Below are 17,872 nucleotides of genomic sequence, written 5' to 3'. Positions count from 1 at the left end.
ATCATTTTTTTCTTGTACTTGTGCCGCTTGTTTTTTCTCTATTTCATTTTTTTGCTGTTCCTTAATTGCTTCTTCTTTTTTAGCTTTATCTTGTTGTACTTGCGCTTCTTCTTCCTTTGTTACTGTTCCAGTATCCGCACTCGCTACTGAAGAATATCCTACTGTTAAAAGTGCCATTGCACAAATTGGTAATAGTCTCTTTTTCATCTTCATTCTCTCCTTATATTTTATTCACATCAACTCGCATCGGATGTATTACTAGAATAAGCAAGAGATATAAATATAAGATGCAGATGAAATATATTTCATTTAAAGATTTCATTGTAGAAAAAGAAAAAAACATCGCAATATGTACGATGTTTTTTCGGGTGTGTGTCTCAATATTTACATGTTACTTTCGCGTGATTTGGAAGTAGAATGGGCCGGAGCGATAACTAATTGTCTCGGCTCAGTTTTCTTGAAGTGATTTTTGACGTTACACTTACGACGTTGAACAACCCACGCTTTAATAGGGTTTGTTAAAATAATCTTTTGCTCTTCGTTAGGGGCCTCTTCTTCAAACCTACAACTTTCGCTCCATTTATTCCATTTCATTGTAAATTTAGAAGAAGAATGATCATCTTCACGATCAAACAAGTGCAAAAAATCCATTTTTCCATCTAGCATTACGGTGTTACTAGTCGCTAAAAAAGAAAAGGTCGTCCAACGTTTCTCCATGCCCTCCTACTCCTTTTTCACATATAGAGTGCCTAAAACTTAATTTACCTAAAATATGCTTGCCTTTTACCTTACACCCATAGTTTATCCAAAATGCTATTATGCAACTATCGATTTGCCTTACAACTACCTTACATTTTTGTAAGAAACAAAAAAACCTTCACTCTATATAATGAAAGTTTCTTACTTGTTATCTATATGATCTCTCATATCATCAAGTCCAGCTTCTTTTAGCTGCGACATCATACCGTGCGAAATTGCTCCTAACACTAAAGTCATTCCAATTAATGAAATACGAATCGCAGGTACATCAATTACGTAAGCCAACAGGCCAAGAACAATTGTTAAAAGTAATGCTTTTATAAATGTTACACTTGTGTACTGTTTCTTCTTCATCATATTCACCCTTTATGGAAGCGCTTTCTCAATATACTTAGTATATCATATCATCAGATGATTTTGTCGTTGTCTTTGTAAAAAATTACTATCTTCTTTGACTTTTTCTATTCTATCCTTTACAGTCGAAATGTTCGCAAGTTTTACACTGTAGGAGGATTACAATGAATATTGAAATAAAAGACACTTTAATTTCTGAAGAACAATTACAAGCAAAAGTGAAAGAATTAGCACTTCAAATCGAACGTGACTTTGAGGGAGAAGAAATCGTAGTTATCGCAGTATTAAAAGGTTCATTCGTATTTGCTGCTGATTTAATTCGTCACATTAAAAACGATGTAACAATTGACTTCATTTCTGCATCTAGTTACGGAAATCAAACAGAAACGACAGGAAAAGTGAAACTCCTAAAAGATATCGACGTAAACATTACTGGAAAAAACGTAATTGTTGTAGAAGATATTATCGATTCTGGTTTAACACTTCATTTTTTAAAAGACCACTTCTTTATGCATAAACCAAAGGCACTCAAGTTCTGTACATTACTTGATAAACCAGAACGCCGTAAAGTGGACTTAAAAGCTGAATATGTTGGCTTCCAAATTCCAGACGAATTTATCGTTGGCTACGGTATCGACTGTGCTGAGAAATATCGTAACTTACCATTTATCGCTTCAGTTGTAACGGAGTAATATAATAAAATAAGCTTCCATCAATTACTGATGGAAGTTTATTTTCTATCACGATTCGTAAAAGACAAAGGGAGAGAATAAAAATGACAAAGACAAAATTTGAAAAAGTACTCCTCATCGTAAATCCGAAAGCTGGTCAAGGTGACTTACATACAAATTTAACAAAAATCGTACCACCTCTTGCCGCAGCTTTTCCTGATCTACATATCCTTCATACGAAAAAACAAGGTGATGCAACAAAATATTGCCAAGAGTTTGCTAGTAAAGTAGATTTAATTATCGTCTTTGGTGGTGATGGAACAGTATTTGAATGCACAAATGGCTTAGCACCTCTCGAAACTAGACCTACACTTGCAATTATTCCAGGTGGAACTTGCAATGACTTCTCTCGCACACTTGGTGTTCCGCAAAACATTGCAGAAGCGGCAAAACTTATTACAAAAGAACATATAAAACCAGTTGACGTTGCAAAAGCAAATGGACAACATTTCTTAAACTTCTGGGGGATTGGTCTCGTATCTGAAGTATCAAACAATATCGATGCAGAAGAAAAAGCAAAGCTTGGTAAAATCGGTTACTATTTAAGTACAATTCGAACTGTAAAAAATGCTGAAACATTCCCGGTAAAAATTACTTATGACGGACAAGTATATGAAGACGAAGCTGTCCTTGTAATGGTTGGAAATGGTGAATATCTTGGTGGTATTCCATCCTTTATTCCGAACGTAAAATGTGATGACGGAACACTTGATATTTTCGTAGTCAAATCAACAGGTATTCAAGCATTTAAAGATTACATCGGAAAGAAACTGTTTGAAGACTCAAATGAAAATGACATCTTCCACGTAAAAGCGAAATCCATTCATATTGAAACGAAAGAAGAAAAAGAAGTAGATACAGATGGAGAAAGCTCGCTTCATACACCTTGTCACATTGAATTATTACCAGGACACTTTACGATGATTTATAATCCTGCGATTGTGTAATAAAAAAACGAGTGCTAGCACTCGTTTTTTTCTCTTCTAATCTAATTATGTCGTTGAATCATTTCTTGTATTTCTTTAACTCTCTCTAAAGTAATTCCATTTCTTTGTTCGATCGCTAAAGGATGCTCGGTTGGCTCTAATTCAACATACGGTGCCGTTCCAACTTCTCTTATATGTACATTTGTTTTTAAATTTAATGTTTCTGGATAAAATGGTATTTCTACAGATAACCAACCAAAATAAGGATCACTATTTTCTCGGCCTCTCTCATCCCACTTTTCTAATACTTCATCATAACTTTCTTTACTAAGCGATACCCACACAGTCCATATGAAATTTTCGTGGTAATCAATGATAGGAATCTCTAAACAACCTCTAATAAAGTAATGTTCATCGTCCATTACGCAAAGTTCTGATGTTAAATGGAAGCGTCCCTCTCTTTCATGGGGCGCTACCTCGTAATAATAATATGGTGCTTCACTTCCGTAGCATAGAGGTAGTGTAAAACGATTCATCTGTACTTTTTCTCCGGATTTCCTTCTTCTTTTCATTTATTATTCTTTCTCCTATCCTTTTCAGTCACAATCAAACTCTACCCAATTTCTCCAATGCGTATTAGAATCCTTCTTCACAATAATACGTGGATCTTTCTTCTCTATTGCAGCGGCTACTGATTGGAAGAATTCATTTTCACTTACTTTTTCGTCTTCAATATGTTTCCATTCTTCCGTTTCATACGCTACTTCCCAATCGCCTTCTAAACCGAACTCTTCTAAAATCTCTTCTTTACTCCACCATAATAATGTTCTAACTTCTTCATTAGTAGCAAGCATACGCATGAAGTATGTTGGATAATGCTCTGCCGTTTGTACTTCTATTCCATTATCCACATACTCTTCTTCTGTAAATTCATATTCAAAATGATGCTCACGTACTTTTAAACTGCCGTTATAAATATTCGGTATAAATTCACCTTCATCATCAAACAACTCATAATCGCCATCATTTAATTGTAAAATGCAATCATCACCCATTGAATGAGTAATTCTATCGCCATATACTTGAATATCATTACATACACCTAATGAACCTACACCAACAAGTTGAAACACCATTAACCAATCCTTAGTATCTTTAAAGAAAAGAGAGAATTTCACTTGCGAAATATCCATATATTCATTATCAAATGCAGGAAATTCATAGTTACTTTGCTTTTTATCTAATAGTTTTAAAATATCTTTTTGCATATGTATCATCTTCACCTCGATATAAACAAAGATATTTTTTTAATTTCACTAGAGTATAACATAACCATACTTACCTGTGACATTCTAATAACACTACTAAAAAATAGAGGAATGGCTTGTTTGCATACTCTAGTTCTTTTTATGTACAATGAAGGAAAGAAGCACCTTCATATAAGGGAGAGGACAAACTTTGTTCAACCAACAGTTAGTTAATTTACGCATTGATTTTGCATTTAAACAATTGTTTGGTACGAATGGTAGCGAAGATATTCTAATTGCATTTTTAAATGCTATGTTACAAGAGTCTTTAGAGTCGCCCATTGCTTCTCTACAACTAGAAGATCCACATTTACACAGGGAATATGAAGAGGATAAGTTATCTATTTTAGACATTTCAGCGACATTAGACACAGGAACAAAAGTTAATGTAGAAATACAACTCAATAATAATCACGATATGGTTAAACGCAGTTTATATTATTGGGGAAGACTATACACATCTCAACTACAAAAAGGGATGCCCTACAGTGCACTTCACAAAACCATCACCATAAACTTACTAAACTTCGTAATGTTTTCGGAACACCCAGCCTTCCATACAACGAGCATATTATGGAATACACAACAACAAAAACTCCTAAGTGAAGACATAGAAATCCACATTATAGAAATTCCAAAGTTAACTGAACAATGGCATGAAGAAAAAGTAAATCCGTGGAAAGATCCATTTGTTCGTTGGCTTTTATTGCTTTCAGCAAATGAGGATGAGCACTTAACTAAACTATTGGAGGATATTGCTATGAACCAAGATCCTATTTTACAAAAAGCGATCAATAAATGGGAACGTATGAGTCAAGATTCTTCTTTCCGGCAAGCCTATGACGCAAGGGAGAAAGTTTTAATGGATGAAGCAGCAAAATTCGCCCATGCAGAGACAGAAGGAATAAAAAGAGGAATGGAGCAAGGGATTAAAAAAGGGATTGAAAAGGGTATTGAAAAAGGCATTGAAAAAGGTCGAAAAGAAGGAGTCCAACAGGGGAAATTTCAAATGATTAAGAATATGTATGATCTTGGTATACCACTTGAAACGATTGCTAAGGCAAGTAAATTAAGTTTGCATGAGATTGAGCATATTTTAGGACATAAATAGTCATAAAAAAAGAGCTTGAATAGTTTCAAGCTCTTTTTTATCAACTCTCCTCAATATCATCCAATTGAGTCTTATAACATTTATCACACTCTGGACTCGTAGGAAGAATCCCTCTTTCATCAGGTAATAAAACCCTCAAAACTTCTCGATCCATCTCTGCGAAAGACTTCATAATAATGGGATATCCTTCAATAATATTCGTATACTCAATCCCTTGTTCAAACTTTTTTCCTCTCTTTATTTCTTCTATTATGGTACAAAAAACACTATGCGCGACTTCAGGATCCATATTTAATGCTATTTGTAAATCTTGATGATTAAAGTTATCTCTTAGACCATGCATATGATAATTAACATGGATGCCATCAATATCTTCTGCTAATATGCTATGCATGTACCATCCATACTCTTGTAGCATATTTTCTTCCCATTCATCTGCATCCTCTTCTAAATCTTCATCAAACAAATTCGGATCATACCACACGTCCTCGTAATCTCCATCAATTAAAAATCTCCAACCAGGTGGTAACCCTAAATACTTCTTTATTTCAGGTGCCCATTCATCAATATGTTGAACGTGTAAAGGAAGAAAGAAATCTTCTTCTGTCCCCATTTCTTCACCAGCCCAAATGTACCAACCTGTCGTTCCGTTTTCTATAGGCATTCGTAACCCATTAATCGGAGCGATACCATCTTTCACATTTTGCGATATTCCTAATTTCAAGTCATTCGGAGATTCTACATACTCTGCTTTATATTTATCACATATACTCATCTGTTCTTTTATGTATTTTTCCATCCTTTTAGCACACTCCCCAATTTTTGAAAGATAGATTTCTTTGCCGAAGCACTCTCTAACTTCCATACCCCACACGGATTATAAAATGGATCCTCTTGTTCATAACGATTATCTATATAATGAGATAAAAGATACACTGGAGCATCTTCTGTGAAACTAATTGTATCTCCATCTTTCAAATTAGGTTTTTCCAATATATTATGTAGGTTAAAATCATTTAATAAATCTACAGCTACTTCCGGATCTATCCCTCCGTCTAAAACAACGTCTGGTAGATTAAATGCTTGCATTCCACATGAATAGTAACCGTCCTCTTCATCTCCAACTAAAGTTACAAGGTGCGAATACATCGGGAATATTTCCTTATTCTCTGCAAGCTCTTGCCATTCTTCTTTCGAATAAGCCACACCTGCTGTTTCAACTTTTAAAGCAAGTCCACCTGCATTTAAAAGTTCCATTCCTACATCAATTACTTCTTGTAATCTCTCTGTATCGTCAACTTTTGCAATAACATACACTGTATAAGTATGCTTCTCCAACTCCTGAAGCAATTCTTCATCAAAACGCTCACCACCTGCATAGAAGAAAGCCTCTCTCAAAGAAGGGTCTTGTTCATATATATCAATTTCAAAGCCAATCTCTTTCTCCTTATGGTGCATAACATTTCCCGCTAATATATAGTTACTTTTACTCACAACTTCTTGTATTAATTCTGTTCTATCTTTCCATAAACCAGGTACTCCAATAACGATTTGTGTCTCCATCATATGCACTCCACTTCTCATCTATTTTCAATCTATTCTTTCAATCTTCCAAACTAAATTAGCTGGGATATCTTTCTCTAAAAAGGTTAACATCCATACAGTTTTTCCTTTATCGTTCATCAGCAGTACTTTATGGTTTAACTTCCAAGCCACTTCATGCTGACATGTTATACTGCATACGTATTTTTTATTCGGACTACTCTTTTTTATATATACGAACTCGTTTCTATAATTCAATTCTAGTATTTTATTCTTCACTTTTTCTAACTCTTCTATATCCCAATCATATTTCACAGCTAAACGCTTCATTTCCGCATGAACGATTTGAAGGGCTAATTCTTTTTTCTCTCTATCTGATAAGTATGGAAAATCCCTCACACTCCCATATTCCACAAAAGCATTCATATATTCAGGGAAAATTCGATATTTCTTCTCCCACTCATCGATTAATGAAATATCATCCACACAATGAATCAAAATCCCTTTCTCATACTCCATTCTTAACTTTGGCATATGTCGAAAATATAAAGAAGTAATACAGCTCGTCTCTTTACCAAAAGAGATATCTTCATCGTAGTTGCTTGTAGATGTTAACTGTAATGCCTCTATGTTTCTGGTATGCTCTTTTACTTTTAGAGAACTCAATTGTATATCTCTTATAACCGGCATTTGCTCTCTCCTCTTCGCAATACAACTATGAAATATCTTTGTTAATACGCCTTAATCAATTTCAAGCCAGCCCATTCCCATAGAAAGAAATAACAGTCCGATTACCAAAAAGAGACCCCCAGTTAAAAAATAGAATGGCGCTCCGTGCAATGGATCACTAAATAACTCTATCAAATTTCCAGCTACTACTTTCCATTTCTCTCTCTTTGAATTTTTTTCTTTTAATTCTTTTACAAATCGATAAATACTGGAACTGATTAAAGTGATACCAATTAATAGACATCCTGCTATGATAAGAATTTCCAAATGTAACACTCCATTTAAATACCATCTTCATTTACACCTCATTTTAACTAAAAAAAGCGAAAGAGAACATAATTTTCACTATGCTCTCTTTCGCTTTTTCAAAAACTGTATACCTTATTTTCATTTACTAACAATCCTGAAATAAGAACGAACTGTTAAGTAATAATAACCAATATAAATAACACTATACACACCGATGCTAATTAGTAACGGAACTGCAATTTCATACGGAATCACTGTCGCTAATCCTTTTAGCGCAAATAAAGTGTGTAATATACCAACTACTAAAGGAATGAAGAAGATAAATCTCATTTGTTTTGCGATTGCTTTTTTCATTTCTTTTTTCGTGACACCTAGTTTTCGAAGAACGATGTAACGCTCACGATCTGCATGTGCTTCTGTCCTCTTTAAGTAACAGCATTGAGTATAGAGATATTTTCTTAAAAAGAAATGCACTAATCATAAAAAAGCCTGCAGTTGTTACACTGCAGACTTTCAAATGTTTAATAAATTGGTTAAGCTAAATATGCTTGTTGTAATGCCTCTAAACCATCTTTATAAATTCCATGGAATAGATTAATTGTCTCTTCATCAGTAACCTCTACAGGAGTGAAGCTACCAGACCATTCAACTAATGATGTGTTAGCATCTTTACCTTCTTTAACACGGATTGTAGATAAATAATTAGTTACAGGGAATGGTGCTTGCATAATTGAATATGTGTAGTAGCGCTCTTTCTCATTAAATGCTTCTAAACGTTCTACAATCGCATCGCCATCAGGATTAGCTAAATGACGTACACGTCCGCCTTCAGTTACTTTACTGCTAGGAATATACGGTAACCAATCTGGAAGTGCATCAAAACCTCCAATTAATTTCCATACTTGTTCAGGTGAAGCTGGAATTTCAATAGATGTAATAGTGTTTGCCATGTTAATTACTCTCCTTTTTATTTAACGTTGATTGGTAGTGGTGCATTAGCTGCAACCAATTTTTGTTCGCGCATTTCTTCCCAGAATGCTGCCGGAATCACTGTTTTCAATGCAGCTTGGTCTTCTGCAATTCGTTCCGGTTTACTTGCACCAGGAATAACAGCAGCAACTGCTGGATTAGCCAATGCAAATTGTAAAGCAGCAGCTTTAATACTGATTCCATGACGATCTGCAAGGTTTTTCATTTTATTAACTTTTGCAATGATTTCTGGTGACGCTTTTTGGTATTCGAAGTGAGCTCCTCCAGCAAGAACACCTGAGCTATATGGTCCACCAACAACAATGTCCATATTATTTTTTACAGCTGCAGGCATTACACGTTCTAATGCACGCTCATGGTCTAATAATGAATAGCGACCAGCTAGTAAAGATACATTTGGTTTTGCTTCTTCTAAGTCCAGCATAAGTTCAATTGATTCTACTTTATTCACTCCAAGTCCCCAGCCTTTAATTACACCTTCATCACGTAATTGCGTAAGTGCACGGAATGCTCCTGTTCGAGCAATTTCAAATTGTGAAATCCACTCATCTCCATAAAAATCTTGTGCTACGTCATGAATATAAACAAAATCTAGACGATCTGTTTTTAAACGTTTTAAACTGTCTTCAATAGAACGAAGAGTTGCGTCCGCACTGTAGTCATTGATAATTTTATTTTTACGACCAAATTCGAACAGTCCGCCTTTTTCACCTAAATCACGTGTAGATGGATCTTCCAATTCATCTGAAATAATTCGACCTACTTTTGTACTTAAGAAGTACTCATCACGATTTCTTTTCGATAGTGCTTCACCAAGACGAATCTCTGCTAAACCAGATCCATAAAGTGGAGCTGTATCAAAGTAACGAACACCATTATCCCAAGCGGCATCCACTGTTGCGATTGCTTCTTCTTCCGGAATATTACGGTACATATTACCTAGTGGTGCCGTACCAAAACCAAGTGTACCTTTTAATAAATCTTTCATTTAAAATCTCCTCCTAAAATTTATATAAAAATGATTAATGGATGTAAATAATGTGAAAAGGGATGACCGATCAAAACACGATAGTTATGAAAAATAACGTATATGCTTTTTAGTTCTACACTACTCATTTCCCTCTCACGTATGTAATTATGTCTTATCTACAACACAATAAAAAGTACGCACTTTAAAGTGTTATAGATACTAATAAGTAACAATTTTATGTTTCAACGTCTGTAGCTCCAAAATAAAATTATTAAAAATGATTTTATTTAAAAAAACCCACTATTCTTGCGGAGGTAACTATAGAAATTATCAGTGGAACATAGAAAGTTGTTATTATTCTTCATAAAAAAAGGCAACAACGAAATGAAATATGTTCGTTGTTGCCTTTTTATCTTCTCTAAAATATTAAATTACATTTTGAACAAAAAGGCGCAGCATTCCCTTTTCTAATTCTCGCATCACATTTTGGGCAATATACATATCTCTCTTCTATCTTTTCTCGTTCTATCATATGTAAGGATACTATTCTCATACTGCACATAATCCCAATCAATATAAGACTAACAATGAGTAGCATAACTCTCACTCCCCCTTCTACATGTTACCATAAAACAACAAAACCGATTCCCCTATTGAGAATCGGTTCTATACTTATAATCCTAACTTCACCTTCGCGCCATCAGGAATTATTTCTTCTTCTATTTGCACTTTATCGTGCACAGACTTTCCTCTCGTAATTACATGCCAGTAGGAACCTTTTTGCAGTGTATCCACTCCATCAATTGTTATCTCTTTTTTGTTTCCATCCTTATCATATGTGTTCACTGTGTATGCAAGGCCTTTATTTTCACCTAAATCTTCTCCATCGTTATCAATTACCGCATAACGATATTCTAATTTAAGAAACGGATTCATGGAATCCACTGCAGCATTCCCCTTTAATAAATATGCCGCTCCTGCGACGATAACCAGTAATGATCCAAAAATAAATCTTTTCATCTATATTCCGCCTTTCATTATGTTTTTCTATAAGACCTTTCTAAGTATAGAGAGCATTTCTTAATAAAAACTCGTACGGTTTCTTAACTTTTTCTTAATGTAACAGGGCTTTGCATCCGCACTTCAATAAATGAATCCATATTAATAATAAAAGGAGGCTTTCGCCTCCTTTATTTACTCATCACTGTATTTCTTTTTTGTCTGTATAAATAAAACACACTCACAATCAATGCAATACTTCCGCCAAAATACATACCATACTCTATCGCAACTGCTACAATTCTTTCAATATGTTGTCCAAATAAATAACCTAGTACGAAATAAACGAGTGTCCAAACAAATCCTGTCGTATAAGAATACAAAGCATACGTCTTAAATGACATATTATTCATTCCAACTAAATACGGCACGATATGTCTTACAACTGGTATGAAATAGCTTGTAACTAACGCGTACTGTCCGTATTTATCAACCATTTCTTGTGATTTTATCAAATACTTCGCTTTTTTCTTTTTCATCAATTTATGGAGTACCTTCGTGCCAAATACCTTCCCTAATATATATCCTAAAGAAAGCCCTGATACAACACCTAAATATGTTAATACAAATGAAGGAACAACACTTAATATACCTACTGAAGATACGAAACCACCACTCATAACAATCATTTCATCTGGAATTGGCATACCGATAATACCTAACCATAAACAGAAAAATAATGCCCAATAACCATACTGCTCGATATAGGATAATAATTCATGTAATTCCATTATGCATACGCTCTCCTTAGTTCTTTTTTACAACTAAAGACGTATGCTGGCGGGAAATTGAGCCATACTTTTTCTAGTGTAATTTCAGGGAAGAAATGCTGTATAAACCCTTTTTTCACAAGTGAATATTGAAATGTAATGAACTCACCATTCTCATGTATCGCTTCCATCGCATTATTTAAAATGCGCTTTGAAACTTCTTCTGGTAAAGAAGTGAAAGGCAACCCTGATAAAACGTAATCAATGCATTCTATATTGAGCTCCTCCATATACTTCTTTATATTTTCAGCTGAACCATGTACAACAATGACATTCTGCTCATCTTTAAACTTTCTTTTTAATTCTTTGAAAAATACTTCATTAATTTCAATAAGAAGAAATATTGTTTCCTTCTTTTTTCTCTTCATAATCTCTTTCGTAAAAACCCCTGTGCCAGGCCCTAACTCTACAATACATTTCGCTTTATTAAAATCAATTACATCGACCATTTTCTTTGCTAATATTTTTGAACTTGGCGCAATTGCACCAGTATGTTTTGGATGCTTTATAAATTCATGTAAAAATGTAATGAGCTGCATGTAAACCTCTCCTCATTCGTTCGATAGTTTTTAACTTGTGTCTAAGTATAACTATCGTTTCTTAATAAAAATTGAGGAAGTTTCTTAAGATTTTATGAAGAATAAAAAAAACAGCTATCGCGTGTAGCGATAGCTGCCCCTTATTACTTCGCACTCACGATCTTATAATAAGAACGAACCGTTAAGAAGTAATATCCAATATAGATGACACCGTATACTCCAATACTAATGAGAAGCGGAATCATAATTTCAAATGGTAATATATTTGATAAACCTTTTAGTGCAAATAAGCTGTGTAAAATACCGATTACTAACGGAATAGCGAAGATAAAGCTTACTTGTTTTGCGATAGCTTTCTTCATTTCTTGCTTCGTTACACCAACTTTATGAAGGACAATGTAACGATCACGGTCAGCACTTGCTTCTGTTAATTGTTTAAAGTAAATGATTGAGCCTGTTGCTAATAGGAATACTAATCCTAAGAATAACCCAATAAACATCATTAAGCCTGTCGTTTCAAGCCCCATTTGGAATCCTGTATAGAAATCGTTAAATGGTTTTAAAACTTCTGATTCTCCAGCTGGCATAATGCTTGCTAATTTTGCTGTTAACTCTTTACTATTTCGCTCACCTTTTACATCAATATTTTTTACAGTACGCGTTTCGTTTACCTGTTTCACTTGCTCATATGTTTTATCAGGAACGATTACAAATAGTTCATTTAAATTTGTAAGGCTTCTATTATTTACACCTTTAATTTTTAATTCTTTTGACTCATTTCCAACAGGGAATACAGCTGTATTTCCTGTATAAAGAGGACCAAAATCAAGTTTCTCAATATATAAGCTATCATATACGAAAGCTTCATTCGCACTTAAATTTACAGGTTCTACATCTAAATGTTTCACATGTTTATTAAAGCTTGATTGAGAAATAAGCTGGTACTGATTCGTAACATTATAGTGTGTGTTCAGAACTTGATCAGCTCTTTCACCTTTAAATGTTCCTTTCACAGGAATCATTTCAACTTCTGATTCATATGTGACTGGGTGATTATTCTTCTCTCCAGCAAGTATCTCATTTACTTTTTTATCTAATGCTGCATCTTTTTTCTCATAGGAATAACTATACGGCGCAGCAACTTTTGATTGCGTAAATGTGTTGTAATACATCGTAACTGACGTACCAACCGCTGTTAATGTAACTGCACTTAAAATAGCGATTGTCGCCAATGATTTCGCATTTCCTTTAATACGATATAGTAACTGCGATGTCGTTACCATATTCATACCATTATAAAATGCTGACTTATTATTTCTTGCACGTTTCAATACAAATACTGTGAAGAACATGAACAGTAAATAAGTCCCTGCTACTGTCGCTAATAAAATATATAATGCAACGACCATAAAGTCTGCATACATAACTGCTTTCATGTACATTAGCGCTAAAAAATAACCTGAACCGATTAAGAAAACTGAAATTAATGCCATGATGACAGATCCTTTTGGCATTGCTTCTCCTTCACGTTCTGCGCGGAAAAGTTCAATTAACTTAAAGCGATAAATTAAACGATATCCTTGAAGTGATGTATATAAAATAATCACAAAGAAAATAATTGCTGTATCAATAATGGCAGCCATCGGTACTTCAAAATGAACGTTTAAATTTAATCCCATCATATTTACTAATAACTCAAGGAATAATTTCGAAAGGACACTACCGATCGCAATCCCGATTACTAATGACATTAATCCCATTAACATATTTTCATAAAAGAGCATTTTACCAATTTGTCTTTTACGAATACCTAATAACGAATATAAGCCAACTTCTTTTTTACGTTTACGTGTAAAGAATCCGTTCGAGTATATAATGAACACTGCTACGAAAATGATAAGCATCACACTTGAAACTTGGAACGCTCCGCTAATTTTTTTTGAAGCTTCTGCTGCTTTTTCCATTTGTGAATTATATTGCAGTGCTTTAAATGTAAAATAAATAACGATACTAAAAATCATAGATGCGAAATATACAAAGTAGTCTTTAAAGTTCCGCTGTATGTTGCGGAGGGCAATGCTAGATAAGGTCATCAGCCATACCTCCAGAAATAGAAGACATTACGTCAACGACTTTTTGGAAGAACTGTTTACGTGTTGATTCACCACGGTGCAATTCTTTATATAGTTCACCATCTTTAATGAAAATAACTCGTTTACAATAACTTGCTGCAAATGCATCATGCGTTACCATTAAAATTGTTGAGTTATCATATTCATTTAATGACTTCATACTTTCAAGTAAATCTGTTGCAGATTTAGAATCAAGCGCTCCAGTTGGCTCGTCCCCGAAAATCATACTTGGATTCGTAACGATTGCACGCGATGCTGCGCAGCGCTGCTTCTGTCCACCAGATACTTGATATGGAAACTGACTTAAAATATGATCAATGCCAAATTTCTTTGAGATTTCAAGAACGCGGCGATCAATCTCACTCGCTTTCACCTTTGATAACGCAAGTGGTAAAGCGATATTCTCTTTCACTGTTAACGTATCTAATAAGTTATAATCTTGGAAAATGAAACCTAAATGATCGCGGCGGAATAACGCTAACTTATCGTCATTCATTTTCACGATATCTTTGCCATCAATTAAAATTTCACCGTTCGTCGCATTATCAATTGTAGAAAGAACATTTAGTAAAGTCGTCTTACCAGAACCAGAAGGTCCCATAATTCCAACGAACTCACCTTCTTTTACTTGTAAGTTAATACCTTTTAACGCTGCAAATTTGTTACCACCCGTGTCATATACTTTTTCAATATTTTTTGCTTCTAACACTGTTTTCATCTCGACATCCCTCATTTCTTCTATTCTCTATTTTCAACTATATACACTCTCTACTCTTGCCACTATCGATGTTTCTTACACAAACATGACAGTTATGTAAGGCACATAAGTAAAGAAATCAAAAAGTTAACGTAATGAATTAAAGTACTTTGTTACTATAACATTGGGATATCATACCATCCATTCATTCTCCTTACAGGAACATTACAATTTTGTAAGGTGAAAAATGTACCCTACAAAGTTGTGCACGAAATGTCGGATGGAGCTATTTCATTCCTGCTATTCTATGTACAGAGGAGGTCATAATATGGATTCACTTAAAAATATGAATGCTGCAATGCAGTATATCGAAGACAACCTTACACATGAAATTGATTTTAAGGAAGTCGCAAAAATAGCTTACTGCTCCGAATATCATTTCAAGAGAATGTTTTCTTTTTTAGCTGGCATATCACTATCAGAATATATTCGCTGTAGACGTCTTACTCTCGCTGCCTTTGAACTAAAAAACAACAATGTAAAAGTCATTGATATCGCTATAAAATATGGCTACAACTCACCAGATTCATTCGCTCGTGCATTTCAAAACTTGCACGGTATAACACCTTCAGAGGCCCGAAATAGTAGCCATTCTTTGAAGGCTTATTCACCAATGACCTTCCAATTATCTATTCAAGGAGGAAATGAAATGAACTATCGAATTGAAGAAAAAGAGCCATTTCGAATTATAGGTATTACAAAACGAGTCCCAATCGTTTTTAACGGTGTAAATGAAGAAATTGCTTCTATGTGGAAAAGTTTAAACCCAGAGTCTATTCAAACATTAAAGTCCCTTTCAAACATTGAACCTACTGGAATTATTAGTGCTTCTACTAATTTTTCTGAAGGAAGAATGGCGGAAAAGGGAGAACTTGATCACTATATTGGAGTAGCCACAACAAAGGATTGTCCAGAGCAATTCGCGCAGCTTGAAGTTGCAGCTTCAACATGGGCTATATTCGAAGCTGTCGGTCCATTTCCTGATGCATTACAAAATGTATGGGGGCGTATTTATTCTGAATGGTTCCCTTCTTCGAACTATGAACTAGCGGAAGGACCGGAAATATTGTGGAATGAACAGAAAGATATATCTTCTCCAAACTTTAAAAGTGAAATTTGGATACCGGTTTTGAAGAAGTGATAACAAAAGGAAAAGAGCTAAGCATTGCGCTTAGCTCTTTTTACATATTTACTTACTCGTAAAAGTGTATATATTTCATCAGTTCTTCGATTCCTTTCAATTGGAGTAATAGTTGAGTGTTCAAGTTTTCTAAAGCCAACTGAAAGGAACGTTCAATTTTTCCATAGTGTAATGTTTCTAAATCATCTAGCAAGCTTTTCATATTTTCTATATAATACACGGTTTTTCTCAAACTGCTTATAACCAGTATTTTACGCAGTTCTGATATTGGAAACATTCTATAACCGTTTTCTTTATTTCTTTCTGAGTGGACTAACCCTTCATGTTCCCAATGACGGATAGCCGAAGTATTTACGCCTGCTATTTTTGCAGCCTCTCCAATGCTCATGCGTTCACTTAACTCTACATTTTTATATTTAGTAAAATCAGCATTTCGAATCATGTTTAATATTTCTTCTACCCGTTTTTTCTCCACTTGAATATTAAATTGCTGTTCATTAATTAACCAAAATGCTTCTTCAAACTTTACGTTTTTAATCATTCTCATAACTTTATAAACAATAGGTATATCATATCCTTTTAATAATGCTCTAATGGTAATAAATGCTTGAACGTGTATCGATGTATAAAACCGGTGATTACTTTCCGTTCTTGGTACAACAGGAATAAGATTTTGTTCTTCATATCTTCTCAAAGTTGTTGTGCTAACGTTTAAGACATTTGCAATTTGTTTAGGGCTATATGTCTCCATTTATTAACTCCTTTTTAAAGTAAAACCTTCAAGTGCTACAGCAACATATTTGAAATAAAATCCGGGTATATGCGGGGGAGAAAATCATAAATCCGGAAGATTGCATGAATGTTATATGATTTTAGTATAAACAATTTAGGAGTGATAGAAATGGAGAAAATCATAAAACTTACGGATGAATCAGAATTAAAGGTTGGTTTGGTTGGAAATCCAAGATTTAGAACAATCATGCTCCCAGTTGCTAAAGAATCTGTATATGGGCAAGATGCTGAAACTTTAAAGTTGTGGGGAGTAGATCCTGAATTTGGAAATCATTTTATTGATGGACTCATAGATAAGTTTCAGATTTTATATTTTGACTACGAAGGCCATCGTTTGCAACATCCAAATCCAGAGAATCTCACACCTGAAAATATAGTGAAAGACCTATTAACAATTGCTGATGAAATGAATATTAATAAGTTTAGTTATTATGGTTACTCTTGGTTAGCTTTAGCTGGGTTACAATTAGCCATTCGAACGGATAGATTAGACAGTATAATCATGGGCGGGTTTCCACCAATAGATGGTCCATATAAAGAAATGATGGTAGTAACAAATAAAACATACGAGCAAGCTGTGAATAATCACACTTCTCCTGTTATTGATCAAGAACATATTAATCCTGAAAAAATTGAGTGGGATAACATACAGATAAAGATTGACACGAGTCAAACTAAACAGTTTGTTACAATGTACGAGAATTTGATGGAGTTTGATGATCAAGAAATCCAACATAAACTAATCATTCCGAGATTAGCGTTTTCTGGGGAAAAAGACACTATTGTTTACGGTGAAAACTTTGGCAGTGTAGTAGTTGATATTATTGGTATACTTCGAAAAAACAAACAAAAGTTAGAACATCTTGGATGGGATATAGAAATCTTAAGAGGAAATAATATGGATCACATTAAAGCTATGCAACCTATAACAGTTCTGTCATTGATAAAGCCTTGGTTAATTAAAAAATTGAATATAACTTATTAAATATAGTAATTCGAATACCCTAAAAATAA

General features: G+C 34.2%; 22 protein-coding genes and 2 pseudogenes. 5 read left to right on the top strand and 19 right to left on the bottom strand.

The window, feature by feature from the left end; translation table 11 throughout:
• The 3 genes and pseudogenes from MR170_RS19980 to MR170_RS19970 form a co-directional block, all read right to left on the bottom strand.
• Positions 1–207 (bottom strand): annotated as a pseudogene (locus MR170_RS19980) (LPXTG cell wall anchor domain-containing protein); the annotation flags it as partial.
• 177 nt (positions 208–384) lie between these two features.
• A complete protein-coding gene (locus MR170_RS19975; protein ID WP_029443492.1) occupies positions 385–717 on the bottom strand; it encodes a hypothetical protein in 333 nt (110 codons plus the stop codon).
• A gap of 183 nt (positions 718–900) precedes the next feature.
• Positions 901–1,116 carry a hypothetical protein gene (locus MR170_RS19970; protein WP_002041936.1) on the bottom strand — a complete coding sequence of 72 codons (216 nt, stop codon included), beginning with the start codon at positions 1,114–1,116 and terminating at the stop codon, positions 901–903.
• A 161-nt stretch (positions 1,117–1,277) separates the two neighbouring features.
• On the opposite strand from MR170_RS19970, the gene hpt reads away from it, so the two are divergent.
• Both hpt and MR170_RS19960 read left to right on the top strand, forming a co-directional pair.
• Positions 1,278–1,805 (top strand): hypoxanthine phosphoribosyltransferase, encoded by a 528-nt coding sequence (hpt, locus tag MR170_RS19965; RefSeq protein WP_001019294.1) that lies wholly within the window; start codon positions 1,278–1,280, stop codon positions 1,803–1,805.
• Positions 1,806–1,888: 83 nt separating this feature from the next.
• The gene (locus tag MR170_RS19960; protein WP_016079945.1) at positions 1,889–2,791 is read left to right on the top strand and encodes a diacylglycerol/lipid kinase family protein; all 903 of its coding nucleotides are present in this window, start codon (positions 1,889–1,891) and stop codon (positions 2,789–2,791) included.
• A 41-nt stretch (positions 2,792–2,832) separates the two neighbouring features.
• Here MR170_RS19960 and MR170_RS19955 read toward each other — a convergent pair whose 3' ends face one another.
• A complete protein-coding gene (locus MR170_RS19955; protein ID WP_029443494.1) occupies positions 2,833–3,342 on the bottom strand; it encodes a DUF2199 domain-containing protein in 510 nt (169 codons plus the stop codon).
• A 24-nt stretch (positions 3,343–3,366) separates the two neighbouring features.
• Positions 3,367–4,038: a DUF7003 family protein gene (locus MR170_RS19950; protein ID WP_029443495.1), complete on the bottom strand. Its 672-nt coding sequence runs from the start codon at positions 4,036–4,038 to the stop codon at positions 3,367–3,369.
• 190 nt (positions 4,039–4,228) lie between these two features.
• On the opposite strand from MR170_RS19950, the gene MR170_RS19945 reads away from it, so the two are divergent.
• On the top strand, positions 4,229–5,188 hold the full coding sequence (locus MR170_RS19945; RefSeq protein ID WP_242309013.1) for an Rpn family recombination-promoting nuclease/putative transposase: 960 nt from the start codon (positions 4,229–4,231) through the stop codon (positions 5,186–5,188).
• A gap of 40 nt (positions 5,189–5,228) precedes the next feature.
• Here the strand turns inward: MR170_RS19945 and MR170_RS19940 are convergent, their stop codons facing one another.
• From MR170_RS19940 to MR170_RS19880, 13 genes and pseudogenes are all read right to left on the bottom strand, one after another.
• Positions 5,229–5,987, bottom strand: a complete 759-nt coding sequence (locus MR170_RS19940) for a DUF4262 domain-containing protein (protein WP_242309012.1) — start codon at positions 5,985–5,987, stop codon at positions 5,229–5,231.
• A complete protein-coding gene (locus tag MR170_RS19935) occupies positions 5,972–6,751 on the bottom strand; it encodes a DUF4261 domain-containing protein (RefSeq protein WP_043935208.1) in 780 nt (259 codons plus the stop codon). The genes MR170_RS19940 and MR170_RS19935 overlap by 16 nt, the downstream gene beginning before the upstream one ends.
• Before the next feature lie 27 nt (positions 6,752–6,778).
• Positions 6,779–7,420, bottom strand: a complete 642-nt coding sequence (locus MR170_RS19930; RefSeq protein ID WP_242309011.1) for a hypothetical protein — start codon at positions 7,418–7,420, stop codon at positions 6,779–6,781.
• Positions 7,421–7,471: 51 nt separating this feature from the next.
• Positions 7,472–7,726, bottom strand: coding sequence for a hypothetical protein (locus MR170_RS19925; RefSeq protein WP_242309010.1), 255 nt, complete (start codon positions 7,724–7,726; stop codon positions 7,472–7,474).
• Between the two features lie 120 nt (positions 7,727–7,846).
• Positions 7,847–8,140 (bottom strand): annotated as a pseudogene (locus MR170_RS19920) (FtsX-like permease family protein); the annotation flags it as partial.
• Between the two features lie 101 nt (positions 8,141–8,241).
• Complete coding sequence (locus MR170_RS19915) at positions 8,242–8,658, bottom strand: SRPBCC family protein (RefSeq protein WP_242309009.1); 417 nt, start codon at positions 8,656–8,658, stop codon at positions 8,242–8,244.
• A gap of 17 nt (positions 8,659–8,675) precedes the next feature.
• A complete protein-coding gene (locus MR170_RS19910) occupies positions 8,676–9,686 on the bottom strand; it encodes an aldo/keto reductase (protein WP_016079933.1) in 1,011 nt (336 codons plus the stop codon).
• A 400-nt stretch (positions 9,687–10,086) separates the two neighbouring features.
• Positions 10,087–10,266 carry a hypothetical protein gene (locus MR170_RS19905; protein ID WP_043935205.1) on the bottom strand — a complete coding sequence of 60 codons (180 nt, stop codon included), beginning with the start codon at positions 10,264–10,266 and terminating at the stop codon, positions 10,087–10,089.
• A 74-nt stretch (positions 10,267–10,340) separates the two neighbouring features.
• Positions 10,341–10,688 carry a YxeA family protein gene (locus tag MR170_RS19900; protein ID WP_048564631.1) on the bottom strand — a complete coding sequence of 116 codons (348 nt, stop codon included), beginning with the start codon at positions 10,686–10,688 and terminating at the stop codon, positions 10,341–10,343.
• Positions 10,689–10,858: 170 nt separating this feature from the next.
• A complete protein-coding gene (locus tag MR170_RS19895; protein ID WP_242309008.1) occupies positions 10,859–11,458 on the bottom strand; it encodes a DedA family protein in 600 nt (199 codons plus the stop codon).
• A complete protein-coding gene (locus tag MR170_RS19890) occupies positions 11,458–12,036 on the bottom strand; it encodes a class I SAM-dependent methyltransferase (protein WP_001176064.1) in 579 nt (192 codons plus the stop codon). Before MR170_RS19890 ends, MR170_RS19895 begins: the two co-directional genes overlap by 1 nt.
• Before the next feature lie 143 nt (positions 12,037–12,179).
• Complete coding sequence (locus tag MR170_RS19885; protein WP_000176150.1) at positions 12,180–14,129, bottom strand: ABC transporter permease; 1,950 nt, start codon at positions 14,127–14,129, stop codon at positions 12,180–12,182.
• Positions 14,116–14,886 (bottom strand): ABC transporter ATP-binding protein, encoded by a 771-nt coding sequence (locus MR170_RS19880; RefSeq protein WP_000859656.1) that lies wholly within the window; start codon positions 14,884–14,886, stop codon positions 14,116–14,118. The genes MR170_RS19885 and MR170_RS19880 overlap by 14 nt, the downstream gene beginning before the upstream one ends.
• 307 nt (positions 14,887–15,193) lie before the next feature.
• Here MR170_RS19880 and MR170_RS19875 point away from each other — a divergent pair, with 307 nt between their 5' ends.
• Positions 15,194–16,066: an AraC family transcriptional regulator gene (locus MR170_RS19875; protein WP_043935202.1), complete on the top strand. Its 873-nt coding sequence runs from the start codon at positions 15,194–15,196 to the stop codon at positions 16,064–16,066.
• Positions 16,067–16,118: 52 nt separating this feature from the next.
• Here MR170_RS19875 and MR170_RS19870 read toward each other — a convergent pair whose 3' ends face one another.
• The gene (locus tag MR170_RS19870) at positions 16,119–16,817 is read right to left on the bottom strand and encodes a MerR family DNA-binding transcriptional regulator (protein ID WP_088115241.1); all 699 of its coding nucleotides are present in this window, start codon (positions 16,815–16,817) and stop codon (positions 16,119–16,121) included.
• 150 nt (positions 16,818–16,967) lie between these two features.
• Between MR170_RS19870 and MR170_RS19865 the strand changes: the two genes are divergently transcribed.
• Positions 16,968–17,843 (top strand): alpha/beta fold hydrolase, encoded by an 876-nt coding sequence (locus MR170_RS19865; protein ID WP_088115242.1) that lies wholly within the window; start codon positions 16,968–16,970, stop codon positions 17,841–17,843.
• Positions 17,844–17,872 lie beyond the last annotated feature (29 nt).

This window comes from Bacillus cereus group sp. BfR-BA-01524, assembly GCF_022662595.1.
Classification (GTDB): Bacteria; Bacillota; Bacilli; order Bacillales; family Bacillaceae_G; genus Bacillus_A; species Bacillus_A thuringiensis_S.
This window is presented reverse-complemented; position numbering and strand designations above follow the sequence as displayed.